Here is a 23,415-nt window from a genome sequence, read left to right as displayed (position 1 = left end):
CAGCTTAACCCAAGACCCAATGTGGGAGCGGGCTTGCCCGCGATAGCGCTGGCTCAGTCACAGTAGCGTTGACTGACACTCCGTCATCGCGGGCAAGCCCGCTCCCACAGTGGTACGTGGTGTTGATGAAAACTAGCGCGGTTCAATGTGCGCAATCATCAACTGCACCGTCTCATTGCCACGAAACTCATTCACATCCAGCTTGTAGGCCAACTCCACCCAGCGCACGGTCGGGTTCGGCCAGACTTCACGGTCCACACCAAAGGCGATGCCATCAAGCTTCACCGACCCGCATTCGCTCTTGAGCACCACTTTCAAATGCCGCTCACCCACCACCCGCTGCTCCACCAACTGGAACACGCCGTGAAACAACGGCTCCGGAAAGTGCTGCCCCCAAGGGCCGGCATGGCGCAGAGCGCGGGCCAGTTCCAGGTGAAACTCTTCCACGGCCAATGTGCCGTCCGAGAGCAAGCGGCCGGTGAGGTCTTCTTCGCGCAGTTGCCGACGCACTTCGGCATCAAAGGCTTGCGCAAACAACGGGAAGTTCGCCTCGGGCAAGGTCAGCCCGGCGGCCATGGCGTGGCCGCCGTATTTGCTGATCAGGTTGGGATGCTGGCTGGCGACAACCGCCAGCGCATCGCGGATATGAAAGCCTTGCACCGACCGTCCAGAGCCCTTGAGCAGGCCGTCGCCCGCGTCAGCAAAGGCAATGGTGGGGCGGAAGTAGCGTTCTTTCATGCGCGAGGCGAGGATACCGATCACCCCCTGGTGCCACTCCGGGTCGAACAGGCACAAACCATAGGGCATCGACTCCACCGGCAAGTCCTTGAGCTGGGCCAGAGCCTCGCGCTGCATGCCTTGTTCGATGGATTTACGGTCCTGGTTCATGCCGTCCAGTTGCGCGGCCATTTCCCGTGCGGCGCCAGCGTCGGTGGTGAGCAGGCATTCGATGCCCAGGCTCATGTCATCCAGGCGCCCGGCGGCATTCAGGCGCGGGCCGAGGATAAAACCCAGGTCGGTGGAGGTGATACGCGCATGATCACGCTTGGCCACTTCCAGGATTGCCTTGATGCCCGGCCGCGCACGACCGGCACGAATACGCTCCAGGCCCTGGTGGACGAGAATGCGATTGTTGGCGTCCAGCGGCACCACGTCGGCAACGCTGCCCAGGGCCACCAGATCTAGCAGTTCACCGATGTTCGGCTGCGGTTTGTTGTCATACCAACCCAGGCTGCGCAAGCGCGCGCGCAGGGCCATCAACACGTAGAAGATCACGCCGACACCGGCCAGGGCCTTGCTGGGAAACGTACAGCCCGGCTGGTTCGGATTGACGATGGCGTCGGCGGCCGGCAGTTCATCGCCGGGCAAGTGGTGGTCGGTGACCAGCACCTGCAACCCCGCCGCTTTCGCCGCCGCCACGCCTTCGACACTGGAGATACCGTTGTCCACGGTAATCAGCAATTGCGGCTCGCGCTGCAGCGCCACCGCGACAATTTCCGGAGTCAGGCCGTAGCCGTATTCGAAGCGGTTGGGCACCAGGTAGTCGACATGGGCCGCACCGAGCAATCTCAGGCCCAGGGTGCCCACGGTGCTCGCCGTGGCGCCGTCGGCATCGAAGTCACCGACGATCAGGATGCGCTGGCGCTGCTCCAGGGCGGTCACCAGCAAGTCCACCGCGGCGTCGATCCCCTTGAGCTGCTGGTAGGGAATCAACCGCGCCAGGCTCTTGTCCAGCTCGGCTTCCGACTGCACCCCGCGTGCGGCGTAAAGGCGGGTCAACAGCGGCGGCAGTTCACCGAGAAAAGGCAGGACGGCGGGCAAAGGGCGGGGATCGATACGCATACGGTGGTGATAACTTCTCTTTAATCATTGTAGGAGCGAGCTTGCTCGCGAAGGTGGTTAACGATGACGCGTGTGCCTGGGTGATCGTGGTGCCCTGGAGTTTTTCGCGAGCAAGCTCGCTCCTACAGGGAGCCGGGTTCAGCCAAGGTTTAACCGCGCTCGCCGACCAGCCATTGCAGTTGCACTTCATGCTGGCCACGGTCATCGGTCACAAAGATCGTGCCTTCGCTGATCATCACGTCCCACTTGATGACGCGGGGCATGTCCTTGGCCAGGGTCTCCAACACTTCCTGGGGCACGGCAGCGATATGTACGTTTTTCAGGTTGTTGGCCACCGGCACCACCTTGCCTTCCCACACGCGCAGGCTGCCATAGGCCAGCAGGCTGGTGCGTTCGGTGCGGCGCGAGCACCAGGTCAGGCGATCGGCATCCGGCTGGCCGACTTCGATCCAGTGCAAAACCCGATCATCCAGGCTTTTTTCCCACAGGGCCGGTTCGTCTACATCCGACAGGCCGCGCCCGAACGCCAACTGCTCGTTGTACCAGAGGGCGTAGGCCAGCAGGCGCACGGTCATGCGCTCTTCGGTTTCCGAAGGGTGGCGGGCGATGGTCTGTTTGACGCTCTCGTACACCGAACGGTCGAGGTCGGTGAGGTTGAGTTCGAATTTGTAGGTCGTGGACGGCTGGGCCATGAACGGGCTTCTAAAGACAAGGAAAGGCGGCCAGTCTAACCGATGGCGAGGTCATTGAACGAATACTGCGCTGCATCCGGGCGGCTCGCCTATGTTAAAAAGCAGGACATCATCGTCCAGCGCTTGTAAGGATCCCCATGTCGCTCACTGCCAAACCACTTGCCGGCCTGAAAGTCATCGAACTGGGCACCCTGATCGCCGGCCCGTTTGCCTCACGCATTTGCGCTGAATTCGGTGCCGAGGTGATCAAGGTCGAATCCCCGGACGGCGGCGACCCGCTGCGCAAATGGCGCAAGCTGTATGAGGGCACCTCGCTGTGGTGGTTCGTGCAGGCGCGCAACAAGCAGTCGCTGACTCTCAACCTCAAGCACCCCGACGGCTTGGCGATCCTCAAGCAACTGCTGGCCGACGCCGACATCCTGATCGAAAACTTCCGCCCCGGGGTGCTGGAAAAACTCGGCCTGAACTGGGAAACCCTGCATGAGCTGAACCCCAAGCTGGTGATGGTGCGCCTCTCGGGCTTCGGCCAGACTGGGCCGATGAAAGACCAGCCGGGGTTTGGCGCAGTGGGTGAGTCCATGGGCGGCTTGCGCTATATCACCGGCTTCGAGGACCGCCCGCCGGTGCGCACCGGGATTTCCATCGGCGATTCGATTGCCGCGTTGTGGGCAGTGATCGGCGCGCTGATGGCGCTGCGTCACCGCGAAGTCAACGGCGGCTTGGGCCAGGTGGTGGATGTGGCGCTGTATGAAGCCATCTTCGCCATGATGGAAAGCATGATCCCTGAGTTCGATGTGTTCGGTTTTATCCGTGAGCGCACCGGCAACATCATGCCCGGCATCACCCCGTCCTCGATCCACACCACCGCAGACGGCAAGCATGTGCAGATCGGCGCCAATGGCGATGCGATCTTCAAGCGCTTCATGGCAACCATCGGCCGCGACGACTTGGCGAACGACCCGCAGTTGGCCAGTAATGACGGGCGCGACAGCCGCCGCGACGAGCTCTACGGCGTGATCGACCGCTGGGTTAACTCGCTGCCCTTGGAGCAGGTGATAGAGCAACTGAAGAAAGCCGAAGTGCCCGCCAGCCGTATCTACAGCGCCGAAGACATGCTGGGCGACCCGCAATTTCTGGCCCGGGAAATGTTCCTCAAGGCCAAGCTCCCGGACGGCAAGGACTTCAAGATGCCGGGCATTGTGCCCAAGCTCTCGGACACACCGGGCAGCTGTGAATGGGTGGGCCCGCAATTGGGTGAGCACAACACTGTGCTGCTCAATGCCCTGGGTTACGACGCCGCAGCTATTGCTCGCCTGCGCGAGAATGGCGCGATCTGAGAATCGCGGGCAAAAAGAAACCCCGAGCAGTGGGGAGACAACTCGGGGTTAAACGTGGCCTTAAAAAGGCACGCACAGCAAGCGACAAACACCGGAGCACAATGATTGCTCTTGCTGTTACGTACTCTGACTGACCGCCGCGTAGGAAGGTTCCGAAGAAAAATAATGTTTCATGCCAGTGCGCCGCCACGGGTTTGGGCAGCGTTACGCAAGGCGGCAATGACCGAGGGTTCCAGGCGCCCTTCGGCGATTTTCACGTCGCGCAGCAGGCAATCCACGACATCCACCAGCGCGCGTTTGTCGGCCAATTGCGCGCGATCGACTTCGCGTTCTACCACAATGGCGCCGCCGGGGTTCTTTACGGTTACCAGGCAGTCTTCCCGCATACCAGAAGTGGTCAGCGTAACCTGATAAGGGCTCAGTGCTTCACTGAGCAATAGGTGGATACTTTCCATCTCGATCACCACTCAATCATTCGAAAAAGGTTCGAAAAACAAAAATGTCACGAAGAGGCTGACATTCAAGTGACCCGTGCTCAAAGCAGAAAGTTCTACCTTTTATGTAATCCACTGCTTGAGGAAAACGAGCATGCACGGAAAAGATGACAGAGAAAAAACACACCTTCACGCGCTAGAATCCCTGGACTACCTGGGAGCCTGCCTTGAGAGCTGCGTCTGAACCGCCTTTGCGTATCGTCATTGCCGACGATCATCCGATTTTCCTGATTGGCCTGCGCGCAGTGCTTGAGCGTGACCCGCACATCAGCATCGTCGGGGAGGCCAACTCGCCACAGGCCCTCAATGCGTTACTGCAAGACGGTGCCTGCGATGTGCTGGTGACCGACTTTATGATGCCCGCCGAGCCCCACGCCGACGGGTTGCGCCTGATCGAGCAACTGCGCCGACGCTTTCCGCAGCTGCCGATTGTGGTGGTCACCATGCTCAACAATGCCGGTTTGTTTCATTCGATTCTGGCATTGGGCGTAATGGGCTTGCTGAGCAAGGCCAGCCTGGCCGATGAACTGCCCCAGGCGATTGGCCAGGTGCGCCAGCAACGCACCTACGTGGCCCAGACCATTCGCCAGGCGCTGAGCCTGGCCGGGGAAGTCGGCGCCGATCGCCTGCACTCCCAGGAGCATCTGTCACCCCGGGAGCTGGAGGTGATTCGCCTGTTGGCCACGGGCATGACGGTGGGCCAGATCGCCGCGCACCTGCATCGCAGCAAGCAGACCGTCAGTGCGCAAAAAGTCAGCGCCATGCGCAAACTGGGACTGGCCAATGATGCCGCGCTGTTTATTTATGTGCAGGAACACGGGCTGGCCTAGCCTGGAACGCGATCCATTGCTTGAGCGCCTCGGCCTCCATCGGCCGGGCAATGAAACAGCCTTGCAGCCACGCCGCCCCCAGTTCACCCACGGCGTGATAATCGGCAGCGCTTTCCACCCCGGTGACCACCACGGCGATATCCAGACGCGCGGCCATGCTCATGGCCCCCGCCACCACTGCTGCCTTGCGATCGTCACCGGCCATCCCGCAGGCAAACGCCGGGGGGATTTTCAGTTCGGTAAAGGGCAATTCCAGCAAATGCTGCAAGCTGGTGCCGCCCATGCCGAAATCCCCGATGGACAACTGGCAGCCCAGCATCCGCAGGCGCAGCAAGCCGGTGAGGTGGGCACTGTCGGTTTTCAGCGTTGAGGTTTCCACCAGCTCCAGCGTCAGGCTATGGGCAGGTATGCCGTGAAGTTGCAGCAGACCCTGCAATATCTGGGGAAAGTGCGTGCGCTCAAGCATACGCCCGGGAATGTTCACCGCCACCGGCAGCACCTGGCCGGTCTCGCCCATGACCTGATTGGCCAGGCCCAATGCCTGTTCCAGCACATGCCAGGTAAAGGCCTCTTCCATGCCGGCGAACTCCAGCACCGGCAGGAACTCATCGGGCAGCAGCAATTGAGCTTCCGGCAACTGCCAGCGCGCCAACGCCTCCACCCCTTGCAACACTCCGGCCTGGCTGACGATGGGTTGATACCAGACCCTGCCGCAGGCCGCGATGGTCGCCTGGCTGACATCCGCCGACGGCGGCAGTTGCTCCCTGGTGTTCAACCCCAGCAACTGGCGCACACGCTCCCAGGACAGCGCCGCTGGCCCCGGCCGCAAATGCCTCTGGCAGTCAGCCAACACTTGCCCGATCAGCGTTGCCGAGGCTGGCTTGGGCAAGCACGCCAGCACGTTGAGGCCCAATTGCCGCGCCATATTCGCCACGCCTTCGAGCACATCGGGTTCGGCATTGCTGAGCAGGACCAACACCTGGGCCAAACGATGCTCGGCCAGCTCACGGATCAACTCCAGGCCATCGCCGCGCTCCAGGTACAGATCGCAGATGGCGATATCCACCGGCCCTTTACTGTCCAGGGACTGACGGGCCGTTTCGACATCTTCTGCGGTCAGCACATTGAACACACCGTTGGCATTGAGCATCTGGTGCAGTGCCATCAGCTGAAACGGGTTGTCTTCGAGGATCAGTACATTGAGAGAGCGCATGGGTCATGGAGTCGATACTGGGAAAAGTCCCCCACAGTAGCCATAAGCCGCGAAGCACCCCATAGGACGCGTCCGAAATGAGTCGCCTGTAAGAGCGAGCTTGCTCGCGAAAAACGTCAACGATAACGTGTGTTCCCTGAATAGACGCGGCGCCTGTGAGGTTTTCGCGAGCAAGCTCGCCCCTACAGGTCCAGATAAGGCTGCAGGTCGCGACGAAACGCCTTGAGCACCTCGGACAACCTCAACCAAGGCTGCTCCAGCTCAGCCCCACGCTGTTCTCGCGCGCATTGCTCAAGCGCCACACAAGCCTTGGCCAACGGCAACGCATCCACCAGCGAACAAATGCCCTTGAGGCGATGCAACGCCGCATTCAAGCGCGCCACATCACGCTCGGCCAGGGCGCTGGCCAACACCTCATGTTCGTGGTCCAGGCTTTTGGCCAGTTCCTGCAACATGCTGTGCAGCACCGGCCCATCGGCCTGGGTCATGGTACGCAGGGCCTGGATATCGAATGAACGCTGCGGCGCCACCTGCGCCAGCACGCGGGTCCAGTGCTCCAGGGTCACCGGCTTGACCAGCAGTTCATCCATCCCCGCATCCTCGCAGCGTCGTTGTTCATCTTTCATTGCGTTCGCCGTGCAACCGATCAACGCACAACGGGGCCGATGCTCTTGGGCTTCGATACGCCGGACCGCCTCGCTCAGGGCATAGCCGGACATACCCGGCATCTGGCAATCGGTCACCAGCACGTCAAAACGCTGCTCACGCCAGCGCTGCAAGGCGGCCTCGGCCGAATCCAGGGCGATCACCTGATGCCCCAGAAACTGCAACTGCTGCGCCAGCACCAGACGGTTGGCGGCCAAATCATCCACCACCAGCACCGACAGGCTGCGACCTGCAGCAGGCAAGGCTGGTGCAGGCGTGGCCGGCACATCGTCGGTGCTGACCCGATCAAGACGCAGATCGATGCATACCTCGGTGCCCTCACCCACCACGCTTGCCAGGTGAATGCGACCGCCCATCAATTCCACCAATTGCTTGCAGATACTCAGGCCCAGCCCGGTGCCGCCATGCTCCGCTGCGGTCAATGCGCTCACTTGAGTAAATGGCTTGAACAACCGCGGCTGCTGCTCGGCGCTGATGCCTGGGCCGCTGTCCTCGACGCACAGGTGCAGGTATTCGTTATTGGACTCATCCCGCTGGCAGGTGACGCTGAGCCTCACCCCGCCCTGCTCGGTAAACTTCAGCGCATTGCCCAGCAGGTTGTGCATCACCTGGCGTAAACGCAGCGGATCGAACCAGTAATAGCCCTTGGCCGCCGGATCAAACGCCAGGGTCAAATGCAGGCCCTTTTTTTGCGCCGTGGCTTCGAACAGGCGCTGGATGCCTTCGAAAAAGCTCTTTAATTCGGTGGTTTGCGGTACCAGTTGCAGGTGACCGGCCTCGATCTTGGCCAGGTCCAGGCTGTCGCCCATCAGCGCGATCAGCTCGCGCGCTGAGCGATGGGCCACCTGCAAGGCTTCAGAGACAGGCTGGCCGCTGGCCAGGCAGCGTTCCTGCTCCAGTTCGAGCAACCCGATGATGGCGGTCATGGGTGTACGAATCTCATGACTCAATGCAGAAAGAAATGCACTTTTGGCGTAGTTGGCTTCGTCGGCAGCCTGGCGGGCATCCATCAATTGGTGCTCCAGGTCTTTGCGTTCGTTGATATCGATCCAGCCACCCAGCAGCCCCTGCAAGCGGCCCTGAGCATCGAAGAACGGCACCGTCCACTGGTAAACGTGAAAGCTGCCGCCGTTGAACTCCAGCTCGCGATCGACAAACAACGACTCTTGCGTGGCCAATTGTTCCATATGGCCGGCGTGCAGGCGCGCCGCTGTGGCCTCAGGCATTACCCCACTCTCCATCAGCGTCAGCCCCTGAATCAGCTCAAGCCGGGTCGCCAGTTGCTGTTCATAGCTTTTGTTGCAGGTCACCAGCCGCCCGGCCAGGTCACGCACGAACAGCGAGTTGGGCATACCGTCGAGCAACGCGCGTTTAAACGCCAATTGGTCATTGAGCCGCTGCTCGGCTTCCAGCCGCTGACGAATCTGACGCTTGAGCCGGCTGTTCCACACCAGCGACACCAGCACAAACAGCAGCGCCGTGGCCACCGTCCAATACGCCCAGGGGGGCACCCGTTGCCAGGCTGGCACCGGAATCGCCACAGCACCGATCCAGCGCAGGCGCAGTGCGCTCAGCTCGGCCACCGGCAAGGCTTCCAGGGCCTTGTTGAGGATACTCAGCAGTTCAGGCTGGTCCTTGCGTACCGACAGGCAATTGGATGACCACTTGCCGTCGACGCTGCGGCCGATACGCAAACCCTCCTGGGAGTAACTCTGTACCTCCACTTCGGTTTGCAGCGTGGCAGCGGCCTCGCCCCGTTGCACCAGTTCACGGGCCTGGGCGTAATTGTCTACCAGGCGCAGCTTGATCTGCGGGTGCATCTGGCGGACGTAACTCTCCAGCACATGGCGCGCCGGCAGCGCCAGAACCTTACCGTCCAGCTGCTTCAAGCCCGTCAGCGGCGTGGCGTCGGCGCGCTCCACGAACACCCAGCCGGAGCCGCCAAAGCCATGGCTGAAGTCGAGCAGCGCCCTGCGCTCCTGATTCGACGCCAGGGTGGTGTTCATCTGCGCCCTGCCGGTTTCCAGCCATTCCAGGGTTTGCGCGGTGGAGTGCACCTCTTCGAAGACAAACTGCAAACCGGTCATGCGCGAAATGCGGTGCAGCAGGTCGACATTCAAACCCACCCAGTGGCCGTCCTTATCCCTGAAGATATAGGGCGACATTTGCTGGGCCACCACTACCACATGGGGATGCTGCAACAGCCAGGTGCGCTCCGCGGCGGACAACTCTACGCGCTCACCGCGAAAGCCGACGCCAAGCCCTGTCGTCCAGCGGCCCAGGATCTCCCGCTGTACCGACTCGTCAATGCTCGCCAAGGCGCGGTTCATCATCGCCCCCAGCAATGGATCGGCCTGGCGGGTGGCAAAGGCAAAGCCGATGGGCGCCAGCCGGCTTTGTTCCTTGATCTGCAACCCCAGGTAAGGCCGCAGCGATTTGTAGGCCCGCACAATCACTTCATTGCCGATAAACGCATCGGCATCCCCTTGCTTGAGCGCTTCCAGGCCGCTGTAGAGGTTGGGTGCGAGCATGATGTGACTATCGGGGTAAGCCGCCTGCACGTTGTGCACATTGGCGTAGCCATCAAGCAATACGACTTTCTTGCCCGCCAGGTCATCCTCTTGAAACTCATCACGACGCAGCACCACCACCGACCGGTCGGGCATGTAGTCCTGGGTGAACTGCAAGCCGGGCACATCGCGCTCGTAGCCGTTGGCGCTGGTCAGAATATCGATGGCCCCGCTGCGCAACGCCTCGACCGCCTGGGCCCGCTCGGCAAAGCCCAGCACCTGCATCGGCACCTGCAAGCGTGCGCCGACCAGGCTCAGGTAATCGGCACTGATGCCCTGATAGCGGTTGCGGTCGCGGGTGATATCGATCGGCTGATAGTCATCAATGGAGATACCCACCTTCAACGTCCGATGGGTCGCCAGCCACTGCTGCTCTGCGGGCGCCAGGGGCAAAGGCTCAAGCGGGATAAACGCCGGCACCAGCTTGAAGGGCAGGCTGACGGCCGCCAGGCTTACCGGTAGTTGGGTGAGCCACAGCACGCACATCAGCCGCACTGTCCATTGAATCAAAACCTGCACCGATTTAGCTTCCTTGATTGGGCGAAGGGACAAGTATGGCTCGCCAAAATAAAAAAGCCCGTCACGAGGACGGGCTTGGCCGACTGCAAAAAAGCTAACTGCCGGATGTAATCTGACCAACTGTGGAAATCAGAGCGGCTTGCCGCGGTTACCGTGCTGGCTGACAAACGCCTGCACCGCCTTCAGGTCATTGGCCAACACGGTGCAGCGCTCTTCACGCTCGAACAGGTCGGCCAGGTGCTCCGGCAATTGCAGTGCCTTGCCAACACCGGCCTTCTCCACCGCTTCGGGGAATTTGACCGGGTGTGCCGTGCCGAGGATCACCATCGGAATATCCAGGCTGCGGCGGCATTCGCGCGCAGCTTTCACGCCGATGGCCGTGTGGGGGTCGAGCACTTCGCCGGTCTGGGCGTAGACCTGCGCGATGGTTTCGCAGGTCTGCGCATCATCCACAGCCAGGGAGTCAAACAGCTTGCGGGTTTCGGTCCAGCGCTCTTGCTCGACGCTGAAACCGCCACCTTGCTTGAAGCTGTTCATCAACTCGGCCAGGGCTGCGCCGTTGCGACCGTGCATGTCGAACAGCAGGCGTTCGAAGTTCGACGAGACCATGATGTCCATGGATGGCGACAGCGTGGCGTGCAAGGTTTCCTTCACATACTGGTTGCCGCTCATGAAGCGGTGCAGGATGTCGTTGCGGTTGGTGGCAACGATCAACTGGTTGATCGGCAAGCCCATATTGCGTGCCAGGTAACCGGCGAAGATGTCGCCGAAGTTGCCGGTCGGCACCGAGAACGACACTGAACGCGCCGGGCCGCCCAACTGCAGCGATGCATGGAAGTAGTAGACGATCTGGGCCATGATCCGCGCCCAGTTGATCGAGTTCACCGCCACCAGGCGTGTGCCCTTGAGGAAGCTTTGGTCAGCGAAGCTGTTCTTGACCATTTCCTGGCAGTCATCGAAGTTGCCTTCGATGGCGATGTTGTGGATGTTCTCGCCGAAGAGAGTGGTCATCTGGCGACGCTGAACTTCCGACACGCGCTTGTGCGGGTGCAGGATGAAGATGTCGACGTTTTCGCAGTGCTTGCACCCTTCGATAGCCGCCGAGCCGGTATCACCGGAGGTGGCGCCGATGATCACCACGCGCTCGCCGCGCTTTTCCAGCACGTAGTCGAGCAGGCGACCGAGCAGTTGCAGGGCGAAGTCCTTGAACGCCAGGGTCGGGCCGTGGAACAGCTCCAGTACCCACTCATTGCCGTTCAGTTGGCGCAGGGGCGCGATGGCGTTGTGGGAAAACACGCCATAGGTTTCTTCCAGAATCTTCTTGAAGTCCGCATCCGGAATGCTGCCGGTGACGAACGGGCGCATCACTCGGAAAGCCAGCTCGTGATACGGCAGGCCGGCCCAGGAGGCGATTTCTTCCTGGGTGAAGCGTGGCAGGTTTTCCGGCACATACAGGCCGCCGTCGGTGGCAAGGCCTGCCAGCAGGACGTCTTCGAAATTCAGGGCCGGTGCCTGGCCGCGGGTGCTGATGTAACGCATGACTGGCTCCTCTAAAACATTCTCGAACAGGGGCCGCCGAATGGACGGGGCCCCTGGAACAAATCGGTTAGTTCAAGTGTTCGACGCGAATCCGCACCACCGGGCCGACCACGCCTTGCAGGGCTTCGAGGGCGTGGATGGCATCGTTGATGTGCTGTTCGAGCACACGATGGGTCAGCAGGATCATCGGCACCTGGCCGTTTTGCTCCTCGACTTCCTTCTGCATGATCGACTCGATGTTGATACCGCGCTCCGACAGGATGCTGGCGACCTGGGCCAGCACGCCTGGATGGTCCTGGGCCTGGATGCGCAGGTAGTAAGCACTTTCGCAGGCTTCGATCGGCAGGATCGGATGGGCCGACAGCGAGTCCGGCTGGAAGGCCAGGTGCGGCACGCGGTTTTCCGGGTCGCTGGTCATGGCGCGAACCACGTCCACCAGGTCGGCGATTACCGACGAAGCCGTCGGCTCCATGCCGGCACCGGCGCCGTAGAACAGGGTGGAACCGGCGGCATCACCGTTGACCATCACCGCGTTCATCACGCCATTGACGTTGGCGATCAGGCGGTCGGCCGGGATCAGCGTCGGGTGCACACGCAACTCGATACCGGCCGGGGTGCTGCGCGCCACGCCCAGGTGCTTGATGCGGTAGCCCAGGGCTTCGGCGTAGTTCACGTCGGCGGTGGTCAGCTTGGTGATGCCTTCGGTGTAGGCCTTGTCGAACTGCAGCGGAATACCAAAGGCGATGGACGCCAGGATGGTCAGCTTGTGGGCCGCGTCGATGCCTTCCACGTCGAAGGTCGGGTCGGCTTCGGCATAACCCAGGGCCTGGGCTTCGGCCAGCACGTCTTCGAAGGTACGGCCCTTCTCGCGCATTTCGGTGAGGATGAAGTTACCGGTGCCGTTGATGATGCCGGCGACCCAGTTGATGCGGTTGGCGGACAGGCCTTCGCGGATTGCCTTGATCACCGGGATACCACCGGCCACCGCGGCTTCGAACGCCACGATGACGCCTTTCTCGCGGGCCTTGGCGAAGATTTCGTTGCCGTGCACGGCGATCAGCGCCTTGTTGGCGGTGACCACGTGCTTGCCGTGCTCAATAGCCTTGAGCACCAGCTCGCGGGCCACGGTGTAGCCGCCAACCAGTTCGATGACGATATCGATCTCAGGGTTGGTGGCCACGGCGAACACATCGTTGGTAATCGCAATACCGGTCGTTTCGAACTGAGGCTTTGGCGAACGCATGGCAATTTGCGCCACTTCAATCCCGCGACCTGCGCGGCGGGAAATTTCTTCAGCGTTACGCTGAAGTACGTTGAAGGTACCGCCACCGACGGTCCCTAACCCACAGATGCCTACTTTGACCGGTTTCACTGAAGAACTCCCCATGAAACGGCCGACGCTAGGTCGGCCGTGAAAACAGCCGCACAACTGCGGCTCTCAATTAATGACCCGCCGACAGTTCGGCGAGTCATGATCGTCAAAGGCTCAACGATAAATGCTTACTTGGCACCCAGTGCCAGTTTGGCAACTTGCGGCGCCGGCTGGTAGCCCGGAATCACCTGGCCGTCGGCCAAAACGATGGCCGGTGTACCGTTCACACCAATGGACTGGCCCAGGGCGAACTGCTTGGAAACCGGGTTGGCGCATTTGGCCGACTTGATTTCCTTGCCATCGACCATCTTGTCCATGGCCGCTTTTTTGTCGGCCGAGCACCACACCGCCTGCAACTGCTCGTCACCCGGCGAACCCAGGCCCTGGCGCGGGAAGGCGACGTAGCGCACTTCCACGCCCAGCTTGTTCAACGCCGGAATTTCGGCGTGCAGCTTGTGGCAGTAGGGGCAGGTGGTGTCGGTGAATACGGTGATGTGGGTCTTGGTCTCGCCGATGGCCGGGTACACCACGGTTTCAGCCACCGGGATACCGTTGATCAGCTTGGACACGCCCAAGCGCTCGGCCTTCTCGGTCAGGTTGACCGGCTTGCCGTCCTTGAGCTGGAACAGGTAGCCCTGGACGATGTACTGGCCATCGGCACTGGCGTACAGCACACGGCTGCCCTTGAGCTTGACTTCATACAGGCCGGCCATGGGGCTGGCGCTGATGCTTTCGATCGGGGTATCGAGCGCCAGGTTGGCCAGGCTCTTGCGAATGGTCTGCTCGGCCGCATCATCGGCGACAGCAAAGGTGGAAACCAACGCAATGGCTGCGGCGGCAATAATCTGGGTCAAGCGCATGGGAACTCCTGAAGGCAGAGGCGGGGACGGGAGCGGAATACTGATCTGGAACACAACGGGTGCCGTCCCCTTTGCGAACCGGCAAAGCCTACCACAGTTGGGCGGGAGGGCAGACCGCGACAGGTAAAATGGGCCATTTCTGACGGTTTTATCCGCGCGGGTGATGCTTGGCGTGCATATCCTGCAAACGTGCGCGTGCCACATGGGTGTAGATCTGGGTTGTGGATAAGTCGCTGTGGCCGAGCAGCATCTGTACCACGCGCAAATCCGCGCCATGGTTGAGCAAATGGGTAGCGAACGCATGACGCAGGGTGTGAGGCGACAGCGCCTTGCCGATCCCGGCCACTTTGGCCTGGTGCTTGATGCGGTGCCAGAAGGTCTGGCGGGTCATCTGCTCGCCGCGCAGGCTGGGGAACAGCACGTCGCTGGGGCGCCCGCCGAGCAATTCGTGGCGCGCATCGCGCATGTAGCGCTCAACCCACACAATCGCCTCCTCGCCCATGGGCACCAGCCGCTCCTTGCTGCCCTTGCCCATCACGCGCAATACGCCCTGGCGCAGGTTAACCTGCTCCAGCGTCAGGCTGATCAGTTCGGTCACGCGCAGGCCGCAGGCGTAAAGCACTTCCAGCATGGCGCGATCGCGCTGGCCGATGGCTTCACTGAGATCCGGCGCAGCCAACAGAGCATCCACGTCAGCTTCCGACAAAGATTTAGGAAGAGGCCTACCTAATTGCGGCATATCGATTTGTAGAGTGGGATCGGTCGCAATGAGCTTTTCCCGCAGCAGGTAGCGATAAAAGCCGCGCACGCCGGACAGGAATCGTGCGGTGGAGCGTGGTTTGTAGTTCTGCTCAAGGCGCCACGCCAGATGATCGAGGATCAGCTCGCGCCCGGCGTTGATCAATTCAAGATTTTTATCCTGCAACCAGCCATTGAACAGGGCCAGGTCGCTGCGATACGCCTGGCGCGTGTTGTCCGACAGGCCTTTTTCCAGCCAGAGGGCGTCAAGGAAACGGTCGATCAAAGGGTGGTCGATGGCGGGCATGGGTACTCAAAGCAGCGCAGGATGGGGACTGCGCGAATTATTTAGTGAACTGTGGCAAGGGCCGCTAGTCTTTCATAGCCCGCTACTTCAAGGAACAGGAAGCTTCAATGAATGAACAACAGATTTTGCTGGCCTTTGGCGGCATTGGAGTGGCGGCATTGGGTTGCCAATGGCTGGCGTGGCGGCTCAAGTTGCCGGCGATCCTGTTTCTGTTATTGACGGGTATTTTGGCGGGGCCGGTACTGGGCTGGCTCGACCCGCAGGAGATGTTCGGCCCTCTGTTAATGCCGTTGGTGTCCCTGGCCGTGGCGTTGATCCTGTTCGAAGGCAGCCTGACCCTGCACCTGTCGGAATGGAAGGAAATCGGCAGCGTGGTGCATCGCCTGGTCACGGTCGGTGCCCTGTCGACTTGGGCGGTGATCACCCTGGCCACGCACTGGCTGCTGGGTTTTGACTGGATGCTCGCGCTGCTGTTCGGCACGCTGACCCTGGTCACCGGGCCAACCGTGATCGTGCCGATGCTGCGCGTGGTACGCCCCAAAGCCTCCATCGCCAATATCCTGCGCTGGGAAGGCATCGTCATCGACCCGATTGGCGCGCTGCTGGCGGTGGTGGTTTACAGCTTCATCATTGCCCGGGCTTCGGGCGATGGCTTGAGCCATAGCCTGCTGACCTTTGGCGGCGTCATCCTCTGCGGCAGCCTGTTCGGGATCGCCGGCGGCTGGGTACTGGGGCAGATCATGCGCCGCCAGTGGTTGCCGGAATACCTGCATAACCTGGCGACGCTGGCGGGTGTGCTGGGCATCTTCATTGCCGCCAACCAGGTGATGCATGAGTCCGGCCTGCTGGCGGTCACGCTGATGGGCATGTGGATGGCGAACATGAAGGGCGTGGATGTAAGACACATCCTGCACTTCAAGGAAAACCTCAGCGTGTTGCTGATTTCCGGGCTGTTCATCCTGTTGGCGGCGCGCCTGGACCTGAATGCCTTGATCGCCCTGGGCCCATTCGTGCTGATTCTGCTGGTAATCATCCAGTTTATTGCTCGCCCGCTGAACGTGGCGCTCTCGACCTTCGGCTCCGGACTGAACTGGCGCGAGCGTGCACTGCTGGCCTGGATCGCGCCACGGGGCATTGTGGCGGCGGCGGTCTCGGCGATCTTTGCGATCCGCCTGGATGAGGCGGGTCATGAAGGCGCGCTATTGCTGGTGCCGCTGACCTTTGCGGTGATCATCGGCACCGTGGTGCTGCAAAGTGCCACGGCGCGCCCCTTGGCGCGCTTGCTCAAAGTCGCCGAGCCTGCGCCCAGCGGTTTCCTGATCGTCGGCGCAAACGGCCCGGCGCGGGCACTCGGCAAGGCATTGCAGCAATTGGGCAGCCGGGTGTTGCTGACGGATTCAAGCTGGGAAAACATCCGCGCCAGTCGCATGGAGGGCCTGCCGACCTACTTCGGTAACCCCGCCTCCCAACATGCCGAGTCGCATCTGGACCTGGTCGGCCTGGGGCATTTGCTTGCGCTCTCCCCGTCCGGCGAGTTGAACGCCTTGGCGACCATGCGTTTTCGCCATGATTTCGGCCAGCGACTGTTCGCCCTGGCCAGCAGCCAGGAAAACCGTCGCACCGACAAACACAAGGCCAGCCACGAACACCGCGGCCACCTGTTGGGCAGCCAACCCCTGAGCTATACCAAACTGGCAAGCCTGCTGGGCCAGGGTGCCGAGCTATATAGCACCAACCTCACCGATGGCTTTGGCTGGGAGCAGTACCAGGCGTTGCACGGCGAGCGCGCCACCTTGCTGTTTGCCCGGGACACCAGCGGCTGGGTGCATGTGGTCACGCCCGAGAGCAGCCTGAAGCCCGTGGCCGGTTGGACCCTGCTGGCGGTGATTCAACCGCAAAACAGCACCACCGAGTAATCAGTTGGCAAACCCAGGCAATACCGGTACAGGGCGTTTGTCCGCGTCAATCGCGACAAAGCTGAACACGCCCTGGATCGCCTTCTCACGACCATCAGCGCTCATGCTCTCGACAAACACTTCCACTTCAACCTTGAGGCTGGTGTTGCCGACCTTGATCACGCGACCGATCAGCTCAACGATGGAACCGGCCGGGATCGCGTGATTGAAGTCGATACGGTCGGTGGAGACCGTCACCAACGGCAAGCGACAAAAGCGCGTGGCGGTGATGAACGACACTTCGTCCATCCATGCCAGGGCGGTGCCGCCGAACAGGGTGTTGTGATGGTTGGTGGTGGGCGGGAACACGGCCTTGGTCACGTGGGTAACGGACAGGTCGGTGCGGCGCTGGATTTCTTCGAGACGGTTGGTCATGGTCAATACCGGCAAATGGACAAATTTCAGGCACAAAAAAGCAGCCCGTAGGCTGCTTTTTTCTGCATCGGGAAGCTGGACTTAAGCCAGTTTTTCCTTGATGCGAGCTGCTTTACCGGACAGGTCACGCAGGTAGTACAGCTTGGCTTTACGTACGTCACCGCGACGCTTAACGGCCATGCTGTCGATCTGCGGGCTGTAGGTCTGGAAAGTACGCTCTACGCCAACACCGTTGGAGATTTTACGAACAGTGAAAGCACTGTTCACACCACGGTTACGCTTGGCGATTACCACGCCTTCGAACGCTTGCAGACGCGAACGGTCGCCTTCCTTCACTTTCACCTGAACGACAATGGTGTCGCCCGGGGCAAAGGTAGGGATCTCTTTGGTCATCTGCTCTGCTTCGAGTGCAAGGATGATTTTGTTAGTCATGCTGTGCTCCTAAGGTAAGTCAATGGACCTACCATCGATACGTTGTTAACTATCGTCCCGCGCGAGGATGTATTCCTCGAGCAGCTTCTTCTCTTCTCCAGAAAGCGAGCGGCTTTCCAGAAGATCGGCGCGTCGTTCATAGGTCCGACCAAGGGACTGCTGTAAACGCCAACGCCGGATGTGTGCGTGATTGCCACTTAGCAATACGTCGGGAACACGCTGATCCACATACACCTCCGGACGGGTGTAGTGCGGGCAATCCAGCAAACCATCCGTGAAGGAATCTTCCTCCGCGGAGTCCGCATGCCCTAAAGCTCCGGGCAGCAGTCGTGTAACCGCATCTATCAGGACCATCGCCGGCAGCTCGCCGCCAGACAGGACATAGTCCCCAATCGACCACTCTTCATCGACATGAGCTTCAATAAAACGCTCGTCAATGCCTTCATAGCGACCGGCAATCAGGATCAAACTTTCCTCATTCGCCAGTTCGCGTACCGCCGCCTGTTTCAGCTGACGGCCTTGAGGGGACAGGTAAATTACCTTCGCCTTCTCCCCGGCGGCTGCCTTGGCCTGAACCAACGCATCTTCCAGGGGCTTGATCTTCATCACCATGCCCGGGCCACCGCCAAATGGGCGATCGTCCACAGTGTGATGTCGATCCGTCGTGTAGTCTCGCGGGTTCCAACAGGTGAGCTGCAACAGCCCCTGTTTCACCGCCCGACTGGTGATGCCGTACTCGCTGATGGCGGAAAACATCTCGGGAAACAAACTGATCACTTCAATGCGCAAATTAGCCACGCTTAGAAGTCCGCGTCCCATTCCACCTTCATCTCGCCCGCTGCCAGGTCGACTGCCAACACGCATTGCTCGGTATAGGGCAACAGGCGTTCGCGATCATCCAGGCTGCCAGCGCAAGGCTTGACCACCATTACATCATTGGCGCCGGTTTCCAGAAGATGATCGATTTTCCCCAGCAATTGCCCGAGTTGATCAATAACCTTCAGACCTTCCAGCTGGTACCAGTAGTACTCGCCGTCGGTCAATTCAGGGAACAGGTTGCGCGGCACGCAGATCTCGTAACCGGCCAGAAGACGAGCTTCTTCACGATCATCAAGACCCTTGAGCTTTGCGACCAGGAACTTGTCGCTCCCGCGTCCACTGACCAGCTCGACCTGTTTCACGCTGCCTTCGCGCTTGAGCGTCCAGGTTTTGTACTGCAACAGGTTTTCAGTCGGATCAGTAAAGGAATACACCTTCACTTCGCCGCGAACGCCATGAACAGAGTAAATCTTGCCGATAACGATCAAATCATCAGCAACAGCTGGCGTCGCGTTCATATTGCTCAGGCTGCGGCCTTAGCCGAGTCCTTCAACAGTTTTGCAACGCGCTCGGATGGCTGTGCGCCAACGCTCAGCCAGTAGGCTACGCGCTCTTGGTTCACGGACAGACGAACTTCTTGACCACGAGCAACAGGGTTGAAGAAACCAACCTGTTCCTTGTGCGAACCGTCACGCGGGTTGCGGCTGTCGGTTACGGTCAAGTGGTAAAACGGGCGCTTTTTGGAGCCGCCAAGGGCAAGACGGATTGTTAGCATGTGAACATCGTTCCTGTAGTCGGTGCTGCAAATCTAAATGCACAGCGGGCATAGGTGCCCGAAAGGCCGCATATTCTAAGGAATATCCGGACTTTTGCAAATGTCTTTTTCTGGCGCCTATCAGCGTGCCATTCAGATCTGCCATAGAGCCGTCGGTTAAAACGGCGAGTCAGCGCCCGCCAACGGCGGGTTTGCTGGAGATCCCACATCCCTGTGGGTCGGAGCGCAAGCAAGGCTTACGCTCGAATACTTTACATTTTAGGCATGCCGCCGCCGGGCAACATACCGCCCATGCCGCGCATCATCTTGGCCATACCGCCCTTGGCGGAGAATTTCTTCATCATCTTCTGCATCTGCTTGTGTTGCTTGATCAAGCGACCGATGTCCTGCACCTGGGTGCCGGAACCCATGGCAATCCGGCGCTTGCGCGAACCGCTGATCAGCTCAGGGTCGCGGCGCTCGGCCGGGGTCATGGAGTTGATGATGGCTTCCATCTGCTTGAACTGTTTCTCTGCCGCGCCCTGGGCGTTGCCCATCTGCGCCAGGTTCACACCGCCGATGTTGGGCAGCTTGTCCATCAGGCCGCCGAGGCCGCCCATGTTCTTCATCTGTTGCAGCTGGTCGCGGAAGTCTTCAAGGTCGAAGCCCTTGCCCTTCTTCAGCTTCTTGGCCAGCTTGTCGGCCTTGTCCTTGTCGAGTGTGGCTTCGGCCTGTTCGATCAGGCTGAGCACGTCACCCATGCCAAGGATACGCGAGGCGATACGCTCGGGATGGAACGGTTCGAGCGCTTCGCTTTTCTCGCCCATACCGATGAACTTGATCGGTTTACCGGTAATGGCACGCACCGACAACGCGGCACCGCCACGGGCGTCACCGTCGACCTTGGTGAGGATTACGCCGGTCAGCGGCAGTGCGTCACCAAAGGCCTTGGCGGTGTTGGCCGCATCCTGGCCGGTCATGGCGTCGACCACGAACAGGGTCTCGACCGGGTTGATCGCGGCATGCAGCGCCTTGATCTCGCCCATCATCTCTTCATCGATGTGCAGGCGACCGGCGGTATCGACGATCACCACGTCGATGAACTTGAGTTTGGCTTCTTTAATAGCCGCGTTGGCGATGTCGACCGGCTTCTGGCTCAGGTCGGACGGGAAGAAGGTCACACCCACTTCGCCCGCGAGCATTTCCAACTGCTTGATGGCCGCCGGACGGTACACGTCGGCCGACACCACCATCACGGATTTCTTCTTGCGCTCTTTAAGGAAGCGCGCCAGTTTGCCGGCGGTAGTGGTTTTACCCGCACCTTGCAGACCGGCCATCAATACGACGGCCGGTGGCACGGCGCTGAGGTTCAGGTCTTCGTTGGCCGCGCCCATCAGGCTTTCGAGTTCGGCCTGGACGATCTTCACAAAGGCCTGGCCCGGGGTCAGGCTGCGGGACACTTCGGTGCCGACCGCGCGCTCCTTGACCGAGTTGACGAAGTCCTTCACCACCGGCAAGGCCACGTCGGCCTCCAGCAACGCCATGCGCACTTCACGCAGGGTGTCTTTAATATTGTCCTCGGTCAGCTTGGCCTTGCCGGTAACGTGGCGCAGCGTCTGCGAGAGACGGTCAGTCAAGTTTTCAAACATGCGCGATCCTTTCAGGCCCTACTCATCGAAATGCAGGTAGACCGAGGTAATGGCGGCCCAGGCTCTGGCAAATCGCTATTAACAACAGCGCTCGGCGAGCCTGCGGCGTGGGCAGGTCGCGGATTATAGCGAAGACTGCGCCCATGCACACCCGCTGTCTGGCCCGGGAGTCTTTCTTGCAGCGCAGGTGTGTGCCAAACTCAACGCCTTTCGGGCTTGCCTACCAGGATTTATGCTCCCCTTGTCACCCAGTTTGCTACCCAGCCTCGCCGCCGCCATTTTGTATGCCGCTGCGACTCTCTATCAGGGCACTCGTCTGGCCCAAGGCGCCAAAGCGGACAAACGTCTGCTCGTCGGCCTTGGCGTGCTGGCCCTGCTGGCCCATGCCGCCAGCCTGTTCACTCACCTGATGACGCCGGTGGGCCTGGGCCTGGACTTTTTCAGCGCCGCCAGCCTGATCGCCGCGGCCGTCATCGCGCTGACGCTGCTGGCCTGCTACCGCATTCCCGTCGAGAACCTGCTGGTGCTGCTATTCCCCCTGGGCATGTTGACGGTACTGCTGGCGCAATTCACCCCTACCGGTACCGTACAGGTGATCGATGAGGAACCGGGCATCCTTGCCCACATCCTGTTGTCGATCCTTGCCTATGGCATGTTCACCATCGCGGTGTTCCAGGCCCTGCTCCTGCTGCTGCAGGATCACCAGCTCAAGCACAAGCACCCGTCGGGGCTGATCAAGAACTTCCCACCGTTGCAAACCATGGAAAGCCTGCTGTTCGGGTTCCTGTGGGCCGGCTGGACCCTGCTGTCGCTGTCGCTGATCTCCGGCTGGCTGTTCGTCGAGAACCTGTTCGCCCAGCACCTTGTGCACAAAACCCTGCTGGCGTGCCTGGCCTGGGTGGTATTCAGTGTGCTGCTGTGGGGCCGCAACCGCCTCGGCTGGCGTGGGCACAAGGCAATCCGCTGGACCCTGGCCGGGTTCTGCCTGCTGATGCTGGCCTATTTCGGCAGCAAGCTGGTTCGCGAATACATCCTGCATATCTGACGGGCAGCGATCATGGATAACTTGCCCCTGGAGCCAATGCTCGCCGTCATTGCCTTGCTGATTTTATGGGCGGCGCTGTTTACCGCCATCGAAGCGGCACAACAACATCTGTTGGCCCTGCGCCCCGGCACCCGCCAGGGCGACAAGGCTGCCGCACGCCTGAGCTTCCCGCGCCATAGCCTGATCCTGTGCAACAGCCTGTGCCGCGCCGCCGTGGTGATCCTGTGCACGCTGCTGGCAATCTATGCCTGGGCGCAGAACGGCCCATGGCTGGGTTGGCTGATCTCCTGTGCACTGCTGCTGATTCTCGCCGATTACCTGCCTCGCATCCTGGCCACCCGTCATCCGCAAGCGGTGCTGGGTTTTGGTAACGCCCTGCTGGGCGTACCGCTGAAAATCCTCTATCCACTGGCCTGGTTGCTCAATGGCATCAGCCTGTTGCTGCTGCGTCCATTCACACGCAAATCCGGTGTGGTGAAAAACAGCGACGAACCGCTGCCGGACCATGACGACCAAGCGCCGCTGGAGATGGACGAAGATCGTGCGCCCGGTATGCCCGGCATCCATGCGCTGGATAACATCACCGTCAACGACATCCTGGTGCCCCGCAGTGAAGTGGACGGCATCAACCTGGACGACTCGATCGATGAAATCATCGAACAACTGCGCAACTCCCAGCGCACACGCCTGCCGGTGTTCCACAGTGATATCAACCAGGTCGAGGCAGTGCTCAATACACGCCAGGTCCAGCACCTGCTGCCCGACGCCAGCCTGACCAAAGAGGCATTGCTCGCCGCCTGTCACGAACCCTACTTCGTACCGGAAAGCACACCGCTGCAGCTGCAATTGCTGAACTTTCACAAGCAGCAACGGCGCCTGGGCATGGTGGTGGACGAATACGGCGAAGTGCTGGGCATCGTTACCCTGGAAGATATCCTGGAAGAAATCGTCGGCGAATTCGAAAGCGATCAGGCTGTGGATAACCCGCACATCGAAGCCCAGCCCGATGGCCGCTACATCATCGATGGCGCCGCTTCGATCCGCGAACTAAACAAAAGCCTGGGCTGGCACCTGCCCAGCGACGGCCCCAAAACCCTCAACGGCCTGGTGACCGAAGCGCTGGAAACCATCCCCGATTGCGCGGTATGCCTGAAAATCGGCCGCTATCGCCTGGAAATCCTCGAGACCGAGGATAACCGGGTGAGCAAGGTGTTGATCTGGCATACCAGCCATGTGCCGGTGGCCGCCTGACCTCAGCAGGCTCCCACATTGATCCAGTTCCAGGCCATAGATCCTCACCAGCCCCTTGTTGGATCCTTAGCCCCCTTCCTATAATCCCTGCGGCTTACCCAAGCCCCGCCCGACCGCGTGCTATCCGCACTCAGCGTGTCCAGGCACCGCCTTACC

20 protein-coding genes are annotated in these 23,415 nt (G+C 60.7%); 5 read left to right on the top strand and 15 right to left on the bottom strand.

Going from position 1 to position 23,415, the window contains the following annotated elements; all coding sequences use genetic code 11:
- Positions 1-132: 132 nt before the first annotated feature.
- Both recJ and JFT63_RS08495 read right to left on the bottom strand, forming a co-directional pair.
- The gene (gene recJ / locus JFT63_RS08500; RefSeq protein WP_198843770.1) at positions 133-1,842 is read right to left on the bottom strand and encodes a single-stranded-DNA-specific exonuclease RecJ; all 1,710 of its coding nucleotides are present in this window, start codon (positions 1,840-1,842) and stop codon (positions 133-135) included.
- 149 nt (positions 1,843-1,991) lie between these two features.
- Positions 1,992-2,534 carry a YaeQ family protein gene (locus JFT63_RS08495; RefSeq protein ID WP_003193952.1) on the bottom strand — a complete coding sequence of 181 codons (543 nt, stop codon included), beginning with the start codon at positions 2,532-2,534 and terminating at the stop codon, positions 1,992-1,994.
- Between the two features lie 137 nt (positions 2,535-2,671).
- On the opposite strand from JFT63_RS08495, the gene JFT63_RS08490 reads away from it, so the two are divergent.
- Positions 2,672-3,871, top strand: coding sequence for a CaiB/BaiF CoA transferase family protein (locus tag JFT63_RS08490; RefSeq protein WP_198843769.1), 1,200 nt, complete (start codon positions 2,672-2,674; stop codon positions 3,869-3,871).
- Between the two features lie 170 nt (positions 3,872-4,041).
- On the opposite strand, the gene JFT63_RS08485 is transcribed toward JFT63_RS08490, so the two are convergent.
- Positions 4,042-4,326 (bottom strand): DUF3509 domain-containing protein, encoded by a 285-nt coding sequence (locus JFT63_RS08485; protein ID WP_057704004.1) that lies wholly within the window; start codon positions 4,324-4,326, stop codon positions 4,042-4,044.
- 206 nt (positions 4,327-4,532) lie between these two features.
- Here JFT63_RS08485 and JFT63_RS08480 point away from each other — a divergent pair, with 206 nt between their 5' ends.
- Positions 4,533-5,195 carry a response regulator transcription factor gene (locus JFT63_RS08480; RefSeq protein ID WP_186559948.1) on the top strand — a complete coding sequence of 221 codons (663 nt, stop codon included), beginning with the start codon at positions 4,533-4,535 and terminating at the stop codon, positions 5,193-5,195.
- On the opposite strand, the gene JFT63_RS08475 is transcribed toward JFT63_RS08480, so the two are convergent.
- The 6 genes from JFT63_RS08475 to xerD form a co-directional block, all read right to left on the bottom strand.
- Entirely contained in the window at positions 5,164-6,408 is a 1,245-nt protein-coding gene (locus JFT63_RS08475; RefSeq protein ID WP_057703879.1) for an EAL domain-containing response regulator, read from the bottom strand. The genes JFT63_RS08480 and JFT63_RS08475 overlap by 32 nt on opposite strands.
- A 182-nt stretch (positions 6,409-6,590) precedes the next feature.
- Positions 6,591-10,163: an ATP-binding protein gene (locus tag JFT63_RS08470; protein ID WP_057703880.1), complete on the bottom strand. Its 3,573-nt coding sequence runs from the start codon at positions 10,161-10,163 to the stop codon at positions 6,591-6,593.
- Positions 10,164-10,292: 129 nt separating this feature from the next.
- Positions 10,293-11,702: a threonine synthase gene (gene thrC, locus JFT63_RS08465; RefSeq protein ID WP_186559942.1), complete on the bottom strand. Its 1,410-nt coding sequence runs from the start codon at positions 11,700-11,702 to the stop codon at positions 10,293-10,295.
- A 67-nt stretch (positions 11,703-11,769) separates the two neighbouring features.
- Positions 11,770-13,074, bottom strand: a complete 1,305-nt coding sequence (locus JFT63_RS08460) for a homoserine dehydrogenase (RefSeq protein ID WP_078822234.1) — start codon at positions 13,072-13,074, stop codon at positions 11,770-11,772.
- Between the two features lie 128 nt (positions 13,075-13,202).
- Entirely contained in the window at positions 13,203-13,934 is a 732-nt protein-coding gene (locus JFT63_RS08455; RefSeq protein WP_005791088.1) for a thioredoxin fold domain-containing protein, read from the bottom strand.
- Between the two features lie 148 nt (positions 13,935-14,082).
- Positions 14,083-14,979 (bottom strand): site-specific tyrosine recombinase XerD, encoded by an 897-nt coding sequence (gene xerD / locus JFT63_RS08450; protein ID WP_046069403.1) that lies wholly within the window; start codon positions 14,977-14,979, stop codon positions 14,083-14,085.
- Positions 14,980-15,086: 107 nt separating this feature from the next.
- Between xerD and JFT63_RS08445 the strand changes: the two genes are divergently transcribed.
- Positions 15,087-16,895: a cation:proton antiporter gene (locus tag JFT63_RS08445; protein WP_057703884.1), complete on the top strand. Its 1,809-nt coding sequence runs from the start codon at positions 15,087-15,089 to the stop codon at positions 16,893-16,895.
- Here the strand turns inward: JFT63_RS08445 and JFT63_RS08440 are convergent, their stop codons facing one another.
- The 6 genes from JFT63_RS08440 to ffh all read right to left on the bottom strand — a co-directional run bounded on the left by JFT63_RS08440 (position 16,896) and on the right by ffh (position 20,963).
- Entirely contained in the window at positions 16,896-17,309 is a 414-nt protein-coding gene (locus tag JFT63_RS08440; protein WP_198843768.1) for an acyl-CoA thioesterase, read from the bottom strand. It lies immediately after the preceding gene.
- 81 nt (positions 17,310-17,390) lie between these two features.
- Entirely contained in the window at positions 17,391-17,741 is a 351-nt protein-coding gene (gene rplS / locus JFT63_RS08435; protein ID WP_003175895.1) for a 50S ribosomal protein L19, read from the bottom strand.
- Positions 17,742-17,786: 45 nt separating this feature from the next.
- Positions 17,787-18,560 carry a tRNA (guanosine(37)-N1)-methyltransferase TrmD gene (gene trmD, locus JFT63_RS08430; protein WP_153475158.1) on the bottom strand — a complete coding sequence of 258 codons (774 nt, stop codon included), beginning with the start codon at positions 18,558-18,560 and terminating at the stop codon, positions 17,787-17,789.
- Positions 18,542-19,078, bottom strand: a complete 537-nt coding sequence (gene rimM, locus JFT63_RS08425) for a ribosome maturation factor RimM (protein ID WP_003175898.1) — start codon at positions 19,076-19,078, stop codon at positions 18,542-18,544. Before rimM ends, trmD begins: the two co-directional genes overlap by 19 nt.
- Positions 19,079-19,083: 5 nt before the next feature.
- Complete coding sequence (gene rpsP / locus JFT63_RS08420) at positions 19,084-19,335, bottom strand: 30S ribosomal protein S16 (protein WP_003175899.1); 252 nt, start codon at positions 19,333-19,335, stop codon at positions 19,084-19,086.
- 251 nt (positions 19,336-19,586) lie between these two features.
- Positions 19,587-20,963, bottom strand: coding sequence for a signal recognition particle protein (gene ffh, locus JFT63_RS08415; RefSeq protein WP_003193965.1), 1,377 nt, complete (start codon positions 20,961-20,963; stop codon positions 19,587-19,589).
- 232 nt (positions 20,964-21,195) lie between these two features.
- On the opposite strand from ffh, the gene JFT63_RS08410 reads away from it, so the two are divergent.
- Both JFT63_RS08410 and JFT63_RS08405 read left to right on the top strand, forming a co-directional pair.
- Positions 21,196-22,008, top strand: a complete 813-nt coding sequence (locus JFT63_RS08410; protein WP_003193966.1) for a cytochrome C assembly family protein — start codon at positions 21,196-21,198, stop codon at positions 22,006-22,008.
- A gap of 12 nt (positions 22,009-22,020) precedes the next feature.
- Positions 22,021-23,259 carry a transporter associated domain-containing protein gene (locus tag JFT63_RS08405; protein WP_057703886.1) on the top strand — a complete coding sequence of 413 codons (1,239 nt, stop codon included), beginning with the start codon at positions 22,021-22,023 and terminating at the stop codon, positions 23,257-23,259.
- The last annotated feature ends 156 nt before the right edge of the window (positions 23,260-23,415 follow it).

The organism is Pseudomonas sp. MF7453 (assembly GCF_016405455.1).
Lineage (GTDB): Bacteria > Pseudomonadota > Gammaproteobacteria > Pseudomonadales > Pseudomonadaceae > Aquipseudomonas > Aquipseudomonas paralactis.
Note: the sequence above shows the minus strand (reverse complement) of the source record. Positions and strands in the feature narration are given on the sequence as shown.